Origin of the sequence: Pseudoalteromonas sp. NC201, assembly GCF_002850255.1 — a bacterium.
Lineage (GTDB): Bacteria > Pseudomonadota > Gammaproteobacteria > Enterobacterales > Alteromonadaceae > Pseudoalteromonas.
The window spans coordinates 3,670,717-3,684,453 of sequence record NZ_CP022522.1; the positions used below are offsets into that span (position 1 = coordinate 3,670,717).

The window sequence follows — 13,737 nt, forward strand, 5'->3', positions numbered from 1 at the left end:
GCGCTTAGCCTTCGATGTATTCGTAGCTTACTCTTGGGGTGACGTTACACAGCAGCTCATATGGAATCGTATCTGCACATTGCGCTATCTCTTCTACGGGCAGGTTTGGTCCCCACATTTCTACTTCTTCACCAACTTGAATGCCATTAGAATTATCACCAATATTCACACTGATCATATCCATAGACACGGTGCCGACTATACCGTAACGCTGGTTACCAATAACCACCGGAGTGCCAATTTTAGCGTGTCTGGGATAACCGTCTCCATAGCCAACACCAATAACGGCAAGATAGGTGTCCTGTTCACATTGCCAACGTCCGCCATAACCTACCGCCTGATGTGCTCTCACCCGCTTGATGGCAATAACTTTAGTAGTCAAGCGCATGACGGGCTTTAATCCATGTTGCTGGCCAACACGCGCAAGCATAGGTGAAACGCCATAAAGCATTAGGCCCGGACGGATCCAGTCGCCATGAGATTCAGGCCAACCTATGATCCCCGCGGAGTTTGCCAAACACAATGGTGCGTGACTTTGACCAACCAAAGACTTAAATAACACTTGTTGTACTTCGGTTTTATTGTCTTTGATATCATCGGCACAAGCAAAGTGTGTCATTAAGTGGATTTTATCAGCAACATTTTTTGATCGCTTAAGGCGAGCATAAAACGCTTCAAACTCTTCAGGCTCAACGCCGAGACGATGCATACCGGTATCTACTTTTAGCCACACTGTGAGCGGTGCATCTAAATTAGCACGCTCAATGGCTTCAAGCTGAGAAATGTCATGCACTATGGTTTGCAAATTATTGGCAAGTAAAATAGGTAAATCAGAAGGATGAAAAAAACCTTCTAACAAGACAATTGGTTTAGTGATGCCACCTGTTCTAAGCGCGAGCGCTTCATCAACTCTCGCCACAGCGAATGCATCCGCATCTTGCAAATGCTGAGCTATTTTAACCAAACCATGACCATAAGCGTTGGCCTTAAGTACCGCCATAATCTTACTTTTTGGCGCCAGTTTTTGCGTTAGCTGTAGGTTTTCTCTCAGCGCGGTTAAATCGATTTCAGCACTTGCTAGTCGCATTTCACTACTCAATTGACAGTTAATATTCGTCGTCCATTGCTGGACCCGCATAGTTATCGAATCGAGAGTATTGACCTTGGAAGGTTAACCTAACCTTACCGATCGGACCGTTACGTTGCTTACCTATGATGATTTCGGCCGTGCCTTTGTCTAGGCTATCGTCGTTGTAAACTTCATCACGATAAATAAACATGATTAAGTCGGCATCCTGCTCGATAGAGCCTGATTCACGTAAGTCAGAGTTTACTGGGCGTTTATCTGCACGTTGTTCTAGCGTACGGTTAAGCTGAGAAAGCGCGATAACTGGACACTGCAGCTCTTTGGCTAGTGCCTTTAATGAACGAGAAATTTCAGCAATCTCAAGCGTACGGTTGTCCGAAAGGCTCGGTACGCGCATGAGCTGCAAGTAGTCCACCATGATCATGCTGATCCCACCGTGATCGCGCGCAATTCGTCTCGCGCGTGAACGCACATCTGTTGGCGTAAGACCGGATGCATCATCTATGTACATCTTGCCCTTTTCCATCAGTAAGCCCATGGTGGATGACAAACGTGCCCAATCGTCATCATCTAATTGACCGGTACGTACCTTGGTTTGGTTGATACGGCCGAGTGAGGCGAGCATCCTCATCATGATCTGTTCTGAAGGCATCTCTAGCGAGTAGATCAGTACTGGCTTATCTTGCGTCATCGCGGCATGCTCAGCCAAGTTCATCGCAAATGTGGTTTTACCCATCGACGGACGCGCTGCAACAATGATCAAATCAGAAGGCTGTAGTCCTGCTGTCATCTTGTCTAAGTCGCCGTAGCCTGTACTTACCCCGGTAACACCATCTTGTGGAGATTGGTAAAGTTCTTCAATTTTATCAACGGTTTTCTCTAGGATGCTGTGAATACTCTGCGGACCTTCAGTGCTTTTAGTGCGCTGCTCAGCAATCTTAAATACCTTGCTCTCAGCTAAATCTAACAGCTCATGGCTATCTCGTCCCTCAGGATTAAAGCCAGCCTCTGCTATTTCATTCGCCACGCCAATCATTTCGCGAACAACCGCACGCTCACGGACGATACTCGCGTATGCATCAATGTTTGCAGCACTTGGCGTGTTTTTAGCAATCTCAGCAAGATAGGAGAAACCACCTATGGTTTCTAACTGATTGTTCTTTTCTAGATTCTCAGAAATCGTGATTAAGTCGATAGGTTGACTAAGCTCTACCAGCTTTTCCATCGCTTCAAAGATCAGCTTGTGGGTTCTGGTATAAAAGTCATGAGATACCACCAATTCCGCAACACGGTCGAAGGCTTCATTATCTAGCATCAAGCCACCGAGCACAGATTGCTCAGCTTCAATTGAGTGCGGTGGAACTTTTAAGGTATCGACTTGTATATCTGGTTTAGCCATATCACAACATTGAGAAATTGAAGGCCCTCTATTGTATCTGGTCTACCCATAAGTGCAAATAACAAAAGGCCAGAGTTTGGGGGAAACTCTGGCCTTTTGTTGTTCTTACTGCTCTATTGCTTCACTAGTTACGCTTTAGCTCAATATTGCCGCTAACGGTATCGATTTCTACATCTGCATTACCACCGTTAAGCACAAACTCGAGTGAACGAGCTGGGCCATATTTGGCTTTTTTAACTTGATCTGAACTTAGCTCATTGGTGATATGGCCACCTGAATGCGCGTTGATTTCAAACCTTGCCGATACATCTGCAGGGAAATAAAGCTCAATATCGCCACTAACACTGTCCATATTTATATTGGCGTTATCCAGTAACTTTGCTGCATATACTGCTATTTCGCCGTTAACGGTAGATAAGCGTAAGTCTTTTAACTCAGCCATCTTCAACTCGACTTCGCCATTGACGTTTTCTAAGCGCAGCTCGGTTGCGGTGGTTTGCGTTTTAATTTCGCCATTAACGGCGTTAAATCTTAGCTTACCGCTCGAAGCGATATCCTCAATGTCCCCATTGACGGTTTCAAACTGAATATTGCCATCTAAGTCACGACTATCAATATCACCATTTACCGTTTCTAATGCAATTTTACCGCTGATTTTACTCGCTTTAATATTGCCGTTGACCGTTTTGATACGGGCGCCCGCAGTTAAATCAGCAGCTTCAACATCAACCACCACCCCTTCAAAATTTAATTCACTGCTACGAGGCATGTAAATGGTGAGTTTAGAGCCATCACCACCGCCCCAACTTTTATAGCGTCTTGGCATCTTCACGATAAACTCGGTTACCTCACCAGAGGTTTCTAGTTTATAACCCTCGGCTTTATCGTCTAACTCGCCTGTCACTTTAAAAACGTTTTTATCCCATGTTTTTATCGTTACGTCACCGCGCTGATTCTCGATGACAACTTTACCATTTGCAGGAACCGACAGTTCTTTATCGATAGATTCTCCGGCGAACACTATCGCAGGTAGCGCCGCTAGGCCAATAATTAATGCTTTCATCCTAATTCTCCTAAATTTGTTGCCAACGAGGTTGGTGAACCTTATTGATTAAGTCGAGTTGCTGCTGATAAACCTGAGCTAACATCTTTAACAGCGCAGCATTCTCAGGATCTTGCTTTAAAGACAACTTAATCGCTTGTTCCGCCTGCTCGAGCTCTTGCAATTGTGTCTGCCAATCAGAAGTCAGCGCTGGCTGCGTTTCATATTGAACCAGTAAAGACTGCTTTTGTTGCTCAAAAAAAGCGCTAATATTAGCCAGTGAGTCTTGCTTGGGCTGATTCATAATGACTTGCCAAGCAAGTAAGCCCGCAATAGTACACGCCGCAATACCAGATAACTTTTGCCAATTATTTTGCTTCGGCGGCTGCATCGGTTGTGCTTGATTGATTGCACGCTCAACGCCTTGCCATAAGTCACGTTGTGGCTTTGGCTGCGACTGTTCGTCATTCAGTGCGGTATGCATAAATTCATCAAAAGATGGTTTAGTCATTGTTGTACCACTCCTGTAATAAGTTACGTGCTCGGTGATATTGCGATTTACTCGACCCTACGGCCATGTTTAACATATTGGCAATTTCCTCGTGGCGATACCCTTCGACAGCATGTAATACGAAAACCAACCTGGCACGTTCCGGCAATCTGACAATGAGTTTATCTAAGCCATTTAGCTCTCCTAGCTGCTCAGCACCTTGCTCATCCAGACCGGACTGCTCAAAGCTTACGACCTTTTGTAACCAGTTTTTTTGCTTTCTAAGATAGCTGATAGCAATATTACTGGTCACACTATGAAGCCAAGTCGTAAATTGTGATTGCCCTTTAAATTGGTCTATCTTTTGCCACAATTGCACAAAAACTTCCTGACATGCATCTTCTGCATGAGCAGGCTCAGCGAGCAATCTAAGACATAATGCATATACGCGACGATGATGTTGCTCAAATAGTTCGCGAAATGCACTTTGATCCCCTTGCTGGCACCTAGCCACTAGCGCATCGGTTTGTTCTTGTGTAAATGCCTCTTTGGCATTAATTATCATGCGTCTGTTCCTTTGGGTTGATTCCTTCATCTTCGCATATCGAATGGAACAAACAAAGTCACCAACGCTCAATTGCCAATTTCTACTTTTTTATAAAGTACTTATTTAGACGCGAGAGAAATCAGAAATGGTTTAAAGGGGTTTGAAAAAATTTTACTTTTTGTATTTAGCAGCAAAAAGTGGAGCGTTGGCGCTCCACTTAGGAAAGTTACTCAGCGCTTTTATACCAGTTGTATTAAGTAAATGATCTATCTTGAAGCGGAGAAATAGCTTTAGTAGCACCGCTCTCGCGTCCTGCTACCGCTAAGGTACCTATATCCATATAGGCAAGGCAAAAATTTTGCTATTTAGTTGTTCTAAATGAGAAATTTTTAACGAAGCTAATATGCTATTTCACCCTTCAAATTGATTAGAGAATTAATTCAATTGGTATTAGCTTCACTCTCATCGGCAACTTGGTACGGTTTGTAGTGCCAGCCCTTAAAGACCAATGTCGGCTTTTGTCCCGGCGGCTGTACGCCAATGCCTGCATTTTTTAATGCTTGATCAAAGTGGATCCCTGTACCACCGGTACCAGTAATCGATGCCCCTCGAACTGTACCGTACAATTGCCCACTGCCGTTCAACAGAATAGAAGTCAACGGTGAATAAATAGCAGCATATAGTGACGATGCGCCGCTAAATACAAAACCATTAGGGCCATCAAATGAAGAATACACACTAAATACCGGCAGTTTGCTCTTCTTGGTTAAGCCTTCTTGCTCAGCAATAACCTTAGCACTTGCGCCAATAGAAACTTTGCCGGTAGTGAACACGGTCAAAGAACTTTCTTTTTCTATCCAGATATGGGTGTCGCCAGTTAATGTGAGGTCACCATCAATCAACCAAATCACATCGCCACCAGAGATCTTTATTTTTCCGTCAGATCCTAACTTCAACCCTTTAAAAGGGAACGCAAACTGCGTTTTTTCTGTCGCTGTGCCGAAATTCTGATCTACCCCTTGGAACAAATAAATGGTGTGCTCTTTTGCAACATACACACTTGAGCCATTACGCTCGTACACGGCCTGTTTAGGTTTAAAGTGCAAGATTTGTTGCGCGCCTACATTTAGAGGAGTGAATCGATTACGAGGATCGATAATGCTATCCATATTAAAAGGCAACGCCAAAGGATCACATTCTTTATTTGGCCTTGCTGGGTCGTAGTCGGGAGAATCTGGATCGTACACTTTTACCGGTTCAACCACTAAGTCTGCGACTCTAAATTTAGCATCGGAGTAATGCACACCATCTTGAACTTGCAAGCCAGTATCTTTAAATTGACCGCTGCCAGTATATTGAATATCGAACGCATCGCCATTTTGGTTGAGGATCTCAGCGCCCCACTCCATTTTCGCGTCACCCATTGCACGTACATAACCTTGGATCTTTCCGCCTCTATGCGTGAAAAAGCCGCGGCTATAGACATTACCTTCCACTCGAATACCACTCGATGACGGCGAAATATCTACCCCGGTATTTGACCTAACATCACCCAAAATCGGTGAAGAGCCTTTTAAGTAAATCACACCAGATGCTTCAACATCGCCTTTAATCGGAGAGTGGCCTGATAGCACCACATCTGCATCGCCTACCACTGTGTGTACATCACCATCATGGCTTTTTGTTTCTTCGTAAGTGCCTTTCGATGAGTCGTAGCTATCGACAGAGCCACTACCAGATAGATTCACCCCTTTACAGCCAGTCACCGCATTTTGGAATATGGACTCTTTCGCCGCTGGCTGCAACTCAAAGCGCGCAACTAGCCGATGGTTCGCGTGCTCACCATGACGTTGACCTAAGCTTTCGATTTCAAACTCATTGCCATTGGCATTAACCGAGATCTGATATTGCGAATCAGGAACTGCACCGCTACCCGTTTTGTTTATACCATTTATCAGCGCATTGACGTCTTGCGGATTGCCACTTAACGCCGCATCCAGCTTTTGACGATATTCTCTGATCCCTTGTTCAGCCACTAACCTTGCATTAATGTCTTTTTGGAAGTTACCACTTAATCTTTCTTGTACAACACCTTCCTTGAGGGAAGCGAATACCACAACGCTAGCCATGCCGCCGAGCAGCATCACTTTAACCAGTGTAAAACCTTGTTGTTGTTTCATTGTATTAGCTACCTAATCCAGCGTAAAAATTCATCTGTATGCCTGCACCATATTGTGTCGGAAAACTACTACCCTGTATTGTGACTGTAATTAACTGACCACTGGCATCGGTTGCAAATGTGAGTCCAGTTACCCCCTTCAAAAGATTGATATCACCCGTGCCGCGATCGCACACTAAATACCCATCTTGTAAAAAATAGCGCTCAGTGTAGTCAACCATGGGGACACTGCCATCACAAGCGGGGACCCCTGCCAATTGGCGGATCGTAATATCGGTCGCCGTCACAGTAGGGACTTCCTGAGTTTGCTTGATGCTGCGCATCATCACTCGATTGGTATAGCGAACAATCTCTTGCGATGTTGCAAGCTGCTGGCTTGTCGTCACCGTTTCTTTTATCGACGTGTACGACGTTGCAATCCCCATAACCAATACCAACCCCACAACCATAGCAACCATGAGTTCCAGTAAGGTATACCCATTTATCTGTTTCATGAGCCCCCTCCTGCCGGCGGAGAACAAGTGTCCGCAACCTCTGGGTAACTGGTAGTTAAAGAAATTTGGTTTTCAGCAGGGTTTTTTACTCGCTTATCTTCCCAGCTCACCGTAAGCTGCATGTTATTGCTATAGGTCGCAGGCAACACTAACGTAAAGCGACTATCCGCAGGATGCAGCTGTTGAATAAGTGGATTGGCGAGCGTCATATCATTGTTGTTATGTTGCAATTCACATAACAACGGCCATATTCTCTCAATTGCATTCTGACCATGAATTAACGCCATTGTGTATTGAAAGCTATTGGAGGCAAACTGTAATGACTTAAGCTGCGTCGCAGCCAAACCAAGCAACATTAACCCAGCCACCAACATCGACACCACAACCTCAATGAGAGAAAACCCCTTACTTAACTGCAATTTTGTTCCGCCTCAGCTAACCAACTTTGACCGCTGACCAACACACATAAACGATAATCCTGAGTATTGGCAATGTTGTCGGTAATCAATATATTGTTTGTTGCCAGCACTTCGCCACTTTCACGCACAACTTGATCGGCAAGTGCCACTTCTATCGAGCTATGTTTAATAGAAAACCGCCCTACTTCGGTCAATTGGCCATTTTCATTGGTTTTCACAACCCAGTCGCTGTCCTCTACGACCAGTGACACCTGCTGCTCTCGTCGAACCGCTTCACTGCGGGCCAAGCGATATACTGCCTGCAGTTGATTAGCATGCGTCGTGAGTCTGTCTTGCTGAATTTGCTTTATAAAACTTGGCGCAGCTATCGAAGCTAAAATTGCAAGTATTGCCATGGAAATAAGCAGCTCAAGCAGGGTAAACCCTAAATATCTATTGCCAGCAGTCATTGTTCTTCGGTCCCTGTTCACTAAGATGGTTGATACTTAGTACACCACACCTGTCAGCCGCTTGTGCTTTTCCCGCTATTGGCGTGGCTGTAAATTGATACCCCAAGTTACGGTATTGCCCAACTGCGCCATTTGGTTTATCAGTGGGAATATATTTAAACGTGTAGAATTTAGACTCAGGCAGGTCTGTAAGTAAACTCGCATCAGGGTAGCCACTATTACGGCTATATATGCGCTCAATCACACCTGCCATTTCCAACATTTGCTGTTGTGCTTGCGAACGACGTCCATCCTGAACGTATTCCACATATGACGGATATGCCACGCTGGCTGTGATCGCCACTATTGCAACCGCAATTAATAGCTCTGTAAGCGTAAAACCTTTATTTACCGACATTTAATTATTCCACCACTAAATTGATAGCGCTGTCATTTTATTCCACTTTATGACAGACAAAAGACAAAGAAAAGGATTAACCTATAATATGTAAACATAACATGGAGCGAAAGTTTCTAAAAAGGAAACTTATTACACCACATTACAACAGTATTACCTTTTGATATAAGGCAAACTTTGAGCGAGAGGATCATCCATGTCACACCTTAAATTGGTATGAATAAGATTATTATTATGATTTTCTTCGAGGGGTTACTTAATTCAACCTAAGAGTTGGATACCAACAAAACCAATAGCATTAAGAATATCTGTTAACTAGGTTTTTACTGTCCGAAATTCGGGCTCATTTAGGAAAATTAAGTGAATAAAAAGCCGTGCACAAAAATACACGGCTTTTTTAATTTAAGCTCAATTAAAAATTAAGCTTCAGCAATTACGATTACTTTGATCGTAGCTGTAACGTCAGAGTGTACTTGGATAGCTACATCGAACTCGCCAGTCTCACGGATAGTACCAAGAGGTAGACGAACTTCTGACTTAGATACCTCAACACCTACTGCAGAGATAGCATCAGCAATATCGCGAGTACCGATAGAACCGAATAGCTTACCTTCGTCACCCGCTTTAGAAACTAGAGTTACTTCAGCTAGTGCTTCTAGTTTTTCAGCGCGTGCCTGTGCAGCAACTAGCTCTTCAGCGATTTTCGCTTCAAGCTCAGCGCGACGTGCTTCGAAAGTTTCAATGTTAGATTTAGTTGCAGGAACTGCTTTACCCTTAGGGAATAAGAAGTTACGTGCGAAGCCAGATTTAACATTAACCTGATCACCTAGGCTACCTAGGTTTGCAATTTTGTCTAGTAGAATAACTTGCATGTCTCTACACCTTTTAAAAACTAGTAATCAGCTGCTTACTTGTGTAAGTCAGTGTATGGAAGAAGGGCTAGGTAGCGAGCACGCTTGATAGCAGTTGCTAGCTGACGCTGGTATTTAGCGCTAGTACCTGTGATACGGCTAGGTACGATTTTGCCACTTTCTGTTACGTAGTTTCTAAGAGTAGCCAGATCTTTGTAATCAATTTGTTGTACGCCTTCCGCTTTAAAACGGCAGAACTTACGACGTCTGAAATAACGTGCCATGAGTAATTTCCTCAATTAATTCTTTCAATATGTTGTGCGTGCAATACCAGCTGACTCAAGCCATTTCGGCTCTCGTGGCGATTTATAAAACCGCGAACTTGTAATGCTTGCCCAACGTATAAATGCTCAGTTTGGTTTCGGAACTGTTCTCCACTGGCAACCACTTGAATACGCACGTAGGCGTTTCGAGTAAGGTCAGCCTCTAATTGCATTGATTTGTGCTCAAGTACAAATATGCAATGTGGGATCCCAGCTGGGCTTTGACTAAATTTAGGTGTTTTACAAATCACGCCCGAAAGCAGATATTGATTGGTATACAGGTCAACCTGATTACTCACCATTACCTCGAAAGGTTAGTCAAATCCGAAATCAACAACGATTAAGCAGAAGCTGCTTCTTTTTTCTCTTCTTTTGCAAGAGGAGACGCTTCAGTTACCGCGTTTTTAGTACGCATAACTAGGTTACGAAGCACTGCATCGTTGTAGCGGAAAGAAGTTTCAAGCTCGTTGATTACTTCAGTTGGTGCTTCAACGTTCAATAGAACATAGTGTGCTTTGTGAAGCTTTTCGATTGGGTAAGCCAGTTGACGACGACCCCAGTCTTCTAGACGGTGAATAGTACCGCCAGCTTCAGTGATAGCACCAGTATAACGCTCGATCATACCAGGTACTTGCTCACTTTGGTCTGGGTGAACCATGAATACGATTTCGTAATGACGCATGGATATTCCTTACGGTTAGTATAGCCTTGTCCCGTTTCGGCCAGTCGGGGTAAGGCAAGGAACGATAATAGTAAGGCCGAAAGAGCGCGTATTTTACGCGTAGCATTAAAATTAAGCAATCAGTTTGTTATGAAAAATTGGTGGAATAAGACTATATCTGCAAGGTTTTTTTAGAGTGATTGAAAAACAAGGATATTTAGGAGAGTTGGAGCGGCACACGAGGTTCGAACTCGTGACCTCGACCTTGGCAAGGTCGCGCTCTACCAGCTGAGCTAGTGCCGCATTCCATAGTTAGCTCATTATATTGTCGGTAATTACGCAAGGTCGCGTTGATTACCTACTGCAGCTGAGCTAGTGCCGCATCACATATTTAGCTCTGGATTTGTCGGTAACTACGCTAGGTCGCGTCTTCACCTGTAGCAGCTGAGCCTGTGCCGCATCACATTTTTTAGTTTATACACCTAAAGTAAGTGTTTGGAGCGGCACACGAGGTTCGAACTCGTGACCTCGACCTTGGCAAGGTCGCGCTCTACCAGCTGAGCTAGTGCCGCATCACAATATTTAGCTCATTATGTTGTCGATAATAACGCAAGGTCGCGTCCTTACCTGTAGCAGCTGAGCTAGTGCCGCATTCCATAGTTAGCTCATTATGTTCTCGGTAATTACGCAAGGTCGCGTTGATTACCTACTGCAGCAGAGCTAGTGCTGCATCACATTTTTTAGTTTATACACCTAAAGTAAGTGTTTGGAGCGGCACACGAGGTTCGAACTCGTGACCTCGACCTTGGCAAGGTCGCGCTCTACCAGCTGAGCTAGTGCCGCATTCCGATATAGCTCTTAGTTTTCCGCTGGGCGCAACCTTGAGGTCGCGTCTAACGTTTTAGCAGCTGAGCTAGTGCCGCATCACATTTTTTAGTTTATACACCTAAAGTAAGTGTTTGGAGCGGCACACGAGGTTCGAACTCGTGACCTCGACCTTGGCAAGGTCGCGCTCTACCAGCTGAGCTAGTGCCGCATTCCGATATAGCTCTTAGTTTTCCGCTGGGCGCAACCTTGAGGTCGCGTCTAACGTTTTAGCAGCTGAGCTAGTGCCGCATCACATTTTTTAGTTTATACACCTAAAACAAGTGTTTGGAGCGGCACACGAGGTTCGAACTCGTGACCTCGACCTTGGCAAGGTCGCGCTCTACCAGCTGAGCTAGTGCCGCATTCCATAGTTAGCTCATTATATCGTCGGTAATTACGCAAGGTCGCGTTGATTACCTACTGCAGCTGAGCTAGTGCCGCATTCCGATATAGCTCTTAGTTTTCCGCTGGGCGCAACCTTGAGGTCGCGTCTAACGTTTTAGCAGCTGAGCTAGTGCCGCATCACAATATTTAGCTCTGTATTGTTCGGTAACTACGCTAGGTCGCGTTTTACCTATAACAGCTGAGCTTATACTGCTTTAATAATGCTCAAGAAACCCCGCAAGGCTTGTCATCTCAAGCGGGGCAGGATTCTACAAGATAAAATTTGCTTTGCAAGTGTTTTTTAAACTTTGAAGAATTTTTCTTGGTAAACTTTCAGCTCCATGATGGAGTCTTTGATATCATCCAGTGCTAAGTGAGAGCTTTTCTTTTTGATCTCACCTAGTAGCTCAGGCTTCCAGCGTCTCGCAAGTTCTTTTATCGTACTGACGTCCAAATTGCGATAGTGGAAATAAGCTTCTAGCTCTGGCATGTATTTGTTGAGGAATCTACGGTCTTGACCAATAGAGTTACCACACATTGGAGAAGCACCTGGCGGCACCCACTCTTTAAGGAAATCTAGTGTTTGCTTAACTGCATCTGCTTCCGTGAACTTACTCGCTTTACAGCGAGCAGTCAGACCTGAGCGACCATGTTGATTGGTGCACCACTCATCCATATTGTCCAACAGCTCATCACTTTGATGAATTGCCACTACTGGACCTTCAGCTAAAACATTGAGATCACCATCTGTGATCACCGTCGCGATTTCTAAGATTTTATCTGTTTTCGGTTCTAGCCCCGTCATCTCTAGATCGAGCCAGATCAAGTTTGATTCATGAAAAGTCATACTTTACCTTAGCGGTACTTTCCTTTAGATCCAATGCAATTAGATATATCATATTAGTTTAAACACTCGACCTAAAGCTTTTTTTACCATGCGCGGCGTTTTATTGATTTATAGCCTAAATTTGAACGCTCTGCACGCCAAAGCTTAAACAGATTATAAACATGGCAAAGAAAAAGAAACTCAGTAAGGGCCAATCCCGTCGGATTAGAGCCAATCATCAGAAGCGAATCGATAAAGCGAAAGAGACAGAAGTATCTGATGTTTCATGGCAAAACGACAACTTAGGGCCAACAGAAGCCGCAGTGGTGATCAGCCGCTTCGGCCAACATGCGGATATAGAAACCACAGACCAAGAGGTTTTGCGTTGCAATATCCGTCGTACCGTAACAAGCTTAGTTTGCGGTGATGAAGTCATTTTTCGTCGTGCCAAGGTCAGTGATGGTGACTTAGCCGGCGTAATTGAGGCTGTACATGAAAGGCGCACACAACTCACTCGTCCGGATTTTTATGACGGTGTGAAAGTTGTCGCTGCGAATATTGACCAAATATTGATGGTGTCGGCCGTTGTGCCCGAATTCACCCCTCAAATCATCGATCGCTACTTAGTCGCTTGCGAGGATATGGGGATAGAGCCGATTTTATTACTCAATAAAATTGATTTGCTTGACCAAGAAAGCCTCGAATATATTGATGAAGTCTTAGATATATATCGTGAGCTTGGCTATCGCGTACTATTAGTCAGTACAAGATCAGGCGAAGGCATTGACGAGTTAAAACACATGCTTGAGGACAAAAATAATATTTTTGTTGGTCAATCAGGGGTTGGCAAATCAACGTTGGTCAATACGGTACTGCCCAATGCAGATATTCTCACCAAAGAAGTCTCCGAAAATAGCGGCTTAGGGCAACATACAACCACAGTATCGCGCTTACACCACTTGCCGTCCGGTGGAAACCTGATCGACAGCCCAGGGATCCGTGAGTTCGGCTTATGGCACTTAGACGTGGAACGCGTCACTTGGTGCTTTAAAGAATTTAGGGAATTTATTGGCGGCTGCCGCTTTAGAGACTGTAAACACCTGAACGATCCGGGATGTTTACTTCGTGAAGCCGTAGATGAAGGTAAAATCAGCGAATTACGTTTTGAAAGTTACCATCGTATTTTAGAATCTATGGCTGATGGCCGCGCAGGTGCGCGCGCGCCGAGAGTCTGATAATATTTGCTAAATTGGCTCAATGACTTGAGCTCTATAGTCACTTCGCAATACAAAAATCGAAAGTGACAAGACTAATAATTAGGA

Annotated in this window: 16 protein-coding genes and 5 tRNA genes; 1 reads left to right on the plus strand and 20 read right to left on the minus strand. The window is 44.4% G+C overall.

Annotated elements, in window-relative coordinates; genetic code table 11:
* Window positions 1-4: 4 nt before the first annotated feature.
* The 20 genes from alr to orn form a co-directional block, all read right to left on the minus strand.
* Window positions 5-1,087, minus strand: coding sequence for an alanine racemase (gene alr, locus PNC201_RS16010; protein WP_010368798.1), 1,083 nt, complete (start codon window positions 1,085-1,087; stop codon window positions 5-7).
* A 19-nt stretch (window positions 1,088-1,106) separates the two neighbouring features.
* Window positions 1,107-2,486 (minus strand): replicative DNA helicase, encoded by a 1,380-nt coding sequence (gene dnaB, locus PNC201_RS16015; RefSeq protein WP_010368799.1) that lies wholly within the window; start codon window positions 2,484-2,486, stop codon window positions 1,107-1,109.
* A gap of 124 nt (window positions 2,487-2,610) precedes the next feature.
* Window positions 2,611-3,549 (minus strand): DUF4097 family beta strand repeat-containing protein, encoded by a 939-nt coding sequence (locus PNC201_RS16020; protein WP_102057612.1) that lies wholly within the window; start codon window positions 3,547-3,549, stop codon window positions 2,611-2,613.
* Window positions 3,550-3,559: 10 nt separating this feature from the next.
* A complete protein-coding gene (locus PNC201_RS16025; protein ID WP_010607097.1) occupies window positions 3,560-4,039 on the minus strand; it encodes a hypothetical protein in 480 nt (159 codons plus the stop codon).
* A complete protein-coding gene (locus PNC201_RS16030) occupies window positions 4,032-4,583 on the minus strand; it encodes an RNA polymerase sigma factor (RefSeq protein ID WP_010607096.1) in 552 nt (183 codons plus the stop codon). Before PNC201_RS16030 ends, PNC201_RS16025 begins: the two co-directional genes overlap by 8 nt.
* A 422-nt stretch (window positions 4,584-5,005) precedes the next feature.
* Window positions 5,006-6,745: a DUF7305 domain-containing protein gene (locus tag PNC201_RS16035; RefSeq protein ID WP_102057613.1), complete on the minus strand. Its 1,740-nt coding sequence runs from the start codon at window positions 6,743-6,745 to the stop codon at window positions 5,006-5,008.
* 4 nt (window positions 6,746-6,749) lie between these two features.
* Window positions 6,750-7,238 carry a PilW family protein gene (locus tag PNC201_RS16040; RefSeq protein ID WP_010607094.1) on the minus strand — a complete coding sequence of 163 codons (489 nt, stop codon included), beginning with the start codon at window positions 7,236-7,238 and terminating at the stop codon, window positions 6,750-6,752.
* Window positions 7,235-7,657 carry a type IV pilus modification PilV family protein gene (locus PNC201_RS16045; RefSeq protein ID WP_010607093.1) on the minus strand — a complete coding sequence of 141 codons (423 nt, stop codon included), beginning with the start codon at window positions 7,655-7,657 and terminating at the stop codon, window positions 7,235-7,237. Before PNC201_RS16045 ends, PNC201_RS16040 begins: the two co-directional genes overlap by 4 nt.
* Window positions 7,648-8,106, minus strand: a complete 459-nt coding sequence (locus PNC201_RS16050) for a GspH/FimT family pseudopilin (protein WP_010607092.1) — start codon at window positions 8,104-8,106, stop codon at window positions 7,648-7,650. Before PNC201_RS16050 ends, PNC201_RS16045 begins: the two co-directional genes overlap by 10 nt.
* Window positions 8,090-8,503, minus strand: a complete 414-nt coding sequence (locus tag PNC201_RS16055; protein ID WP_102057614.1) for a type IV pilin protein — start codon at window positions 8,501-8,503, stop codon at window positions 8,090-8,092. Before PNC201_RS16055 ends, PNC201_RS16050 begins: the two co-directional genes overlap by 17 nt.
* A gap of 419 nt (window positions 8,504-8,922) precedes the next feature.
* Complete coding sequence (gene rplI, locus PNC201_RS16060) at window positions 8,923-9,375, minus strand: 50S ribosomal protein L9 (protein WP_010368808.1); 453 nt, start codon at window positions 9,373-9,375, stop codon at window positions 8,923-8,925.
* A gap of 35 nt (window positions 9,376-9,410) precedes the next feature.
* The gene (gene rpsR, locus PNC201_RS16065; protein ID WP_002962753.1) at window positions 9,411-9,638 is read right to left on the minus strand and encodes a 30S ribosomal protein S18; all 228 of its coding nucleotides are present in this window, start codon (window positions 9,636-9,638) and stop codon (window positions 9,411-9,413) included.
* An 11-nt stretch (window positions 9,639-9,649) separates the two neighbouring features.
* Window positions 9,650-9,979, minus strand: coding sequence for a primosomal replication protein N (gene priB, locus PNC201_RS16070; protein WP_010368809.1), 330 nt, complete (start codon window positions 9,977-9,979; stop codon window positions 9,650-9,652).
* Between the two features lie 38 nt (window positions 9,980-10,017).
* Entirely contained in the window at window positions 10,018-10,359 is a 342-nt protein-coding gene (gene rpsF, locus PNC201_RS16075) for a 30S ribosomal protein S6 (protein ID WP_010368810.1), read from the minus strand.
* Window positions 10,360-10,565: 206 nt separating this feature from the next.
* A tRNA-Gly gene (locus PNC201_RS16080) sits at window positions 10,566-10,641 on the minus strand.
* 193 nt (window positions 10,642-10,834) lie between these two features.
* Window positions 10,835-10,910: transfer RNA gene (locus PNC201_RS16085), tRNA-Gly, on the minus strand.
* A gap of 195 nt (window positions 10,911-11,105) precedes the next feature.
* Window positions 11,106-11,181: transfer RNA gene (locus PNC201_RS16090), tRNA-Gly, on the minus strand.
* A 117-nt stretch (window positions 11,182-11,298) separates the two neighbouring features.
* A tRNA-Gly gene (locus PNC201_RS16095) sits at window positions 11,299-11,374 on the minus strand.
* A 117-nt stretch (window positions 11,375-11,491) separates the two neighbouring features.
* Window positions 11,492-11,567: transfer RNA gene (locus PNC201_RS16100), tRNA-Gly, on the minus strand.
* A gap of 323 nt (window positions 11,568-11,890) precedes the next feature.
* The gene (orn, locus tag PNC201_RS16105) at window positions 11,891-12,436 is read right to left on the minus strand and encodes an oligoribonuclease (protein ID WP_010607090.1); all 546 of its coding nucleotides are present in this window, start codon (window positions 12,434-12,436) and stop codon (window positions 11,891-11,893) included.
* 161 nt (window positions 12,437-12,597) lie between these two features.
* Between orn and rsgA the strand changes: the two genes are divergently transcribed.
* Window positions 12,598-13,650 carry a small ribosomal subunit biogenesis GTPase RsgA gene (gene rsgA / locus PNC201_RS16110; protein ID WP_102057615.1) on the plus strand — a complete coding sequence of 351 codons (1,053 nt, stop codon included), beginning with the start codon at window positions 12,598-12,600 and terminating at the stop codon, window positions 13,648-13,650.
* The last annotated feature ends 87 nt before the right edge of the window (window positions 13,651-13,737 follow it).

Bases quoted from the DNA above. Each gene is read 5' to 3' on its own strand.
- PNC201_RS16025 (WP_010607097.1), bottom strand. From the start codon at position 4,039: ATGACTAAACCATCTTTTGATGAATTTATGCATACCGCACTGAATGAC.
- PNC201_RS16030 (WP_010607096.1), bottom strand. From the start codon at position 4,583: ATGATAATTAATGCCAAAGAGGCATTTACACAAGAACAAACCGATGCG.
- dnaB (WP_010368799.1), bottom strand. From the start codon at position 2,486: ATGGCTAAACCAGATATACAAGTCGATACCTTAAAAGTTCCACCGCAC.
- PNC201_RS16020 (WP_102057612.1), bottom strand. From the start codon at position 3,549: ATGAAAGCATTAATTATTGGCCTAGCGGCGCTACCTGCGATAGTGTTC.
- orn (WP_010607090.1), bottom strand. From the start codon at position 12,436: ATGACTTTTCATGAATCAAACTTGATCTGGCTCGATCTAGAGATGACG.
- rpsF (WP_010368810.1), bottom strand. From the start codon at position 10,359: ATGCGTCATTACGAAATCGTATTCATGGTTCACCCAGACCAAAGTGAG.
- PNC201_RS16050 (WP_010607092.1), bottom strand. From the start codon at position 8,106: ATGACTGCTGGCAATAGATATTTAGGGTTTACCCTGCTTGAGCTGCTT.
- rplI (WP_010368808.1), bottom strand. From the start codon at position 9,375: ATGCAAGTTATTCTACTAGACAAAATTGCAAACCTAGGTAGCCTAGGT.
- PNC201_RS16035 (WP_102057613.1), bottom strand. From the start codon at position 6,745: ATGAAACAACAACAAGGTTTTACACTGGTTAAAGTGATGCTGCTCGGC.
- priB (WP_010368809.1), bottom strand. From the start codon at position 9,979: ATGGTGAGTAATCAGGTTGACCTGTATACCAATCAATATCTGCTTTCG.
- PNC201_RS16055 (WP_102057614.1), bottom strand. From the start codon at position 8,503: ATGTCGGTAAATAAAGGTTTTACGCTTACAGAGCTATTAATTGCGGTT.
- rsgA (WP_102057615.1), top strand. From the start codon at position 12,598: ATGGCAAAGAAAAAGAAACTCAGTAAGGGCCAATCCCGTCGGATTAGA.
- rpsR (WP_002962753.1), bottom strand. From the start codon at position 9,638: ATGGCACGTTATTTCAGACGTCGTAAGTTCTGCCGTTTTAAAGCGGAA.
- PNC201_RS16040 (WP_010607094.1), bottom strand. From the start codon at position 7,238: ATGAAACAGATAAATGGGTATACCTTACTGGAACTCATGGTTGCTATG.
- alr (WP_010368798.1), bottom strand. From the start codon at position 1,087: ATGCGACTAGCAAGTGCTGAAATCGATTTAACCGCGCTGAGAGAAAAC.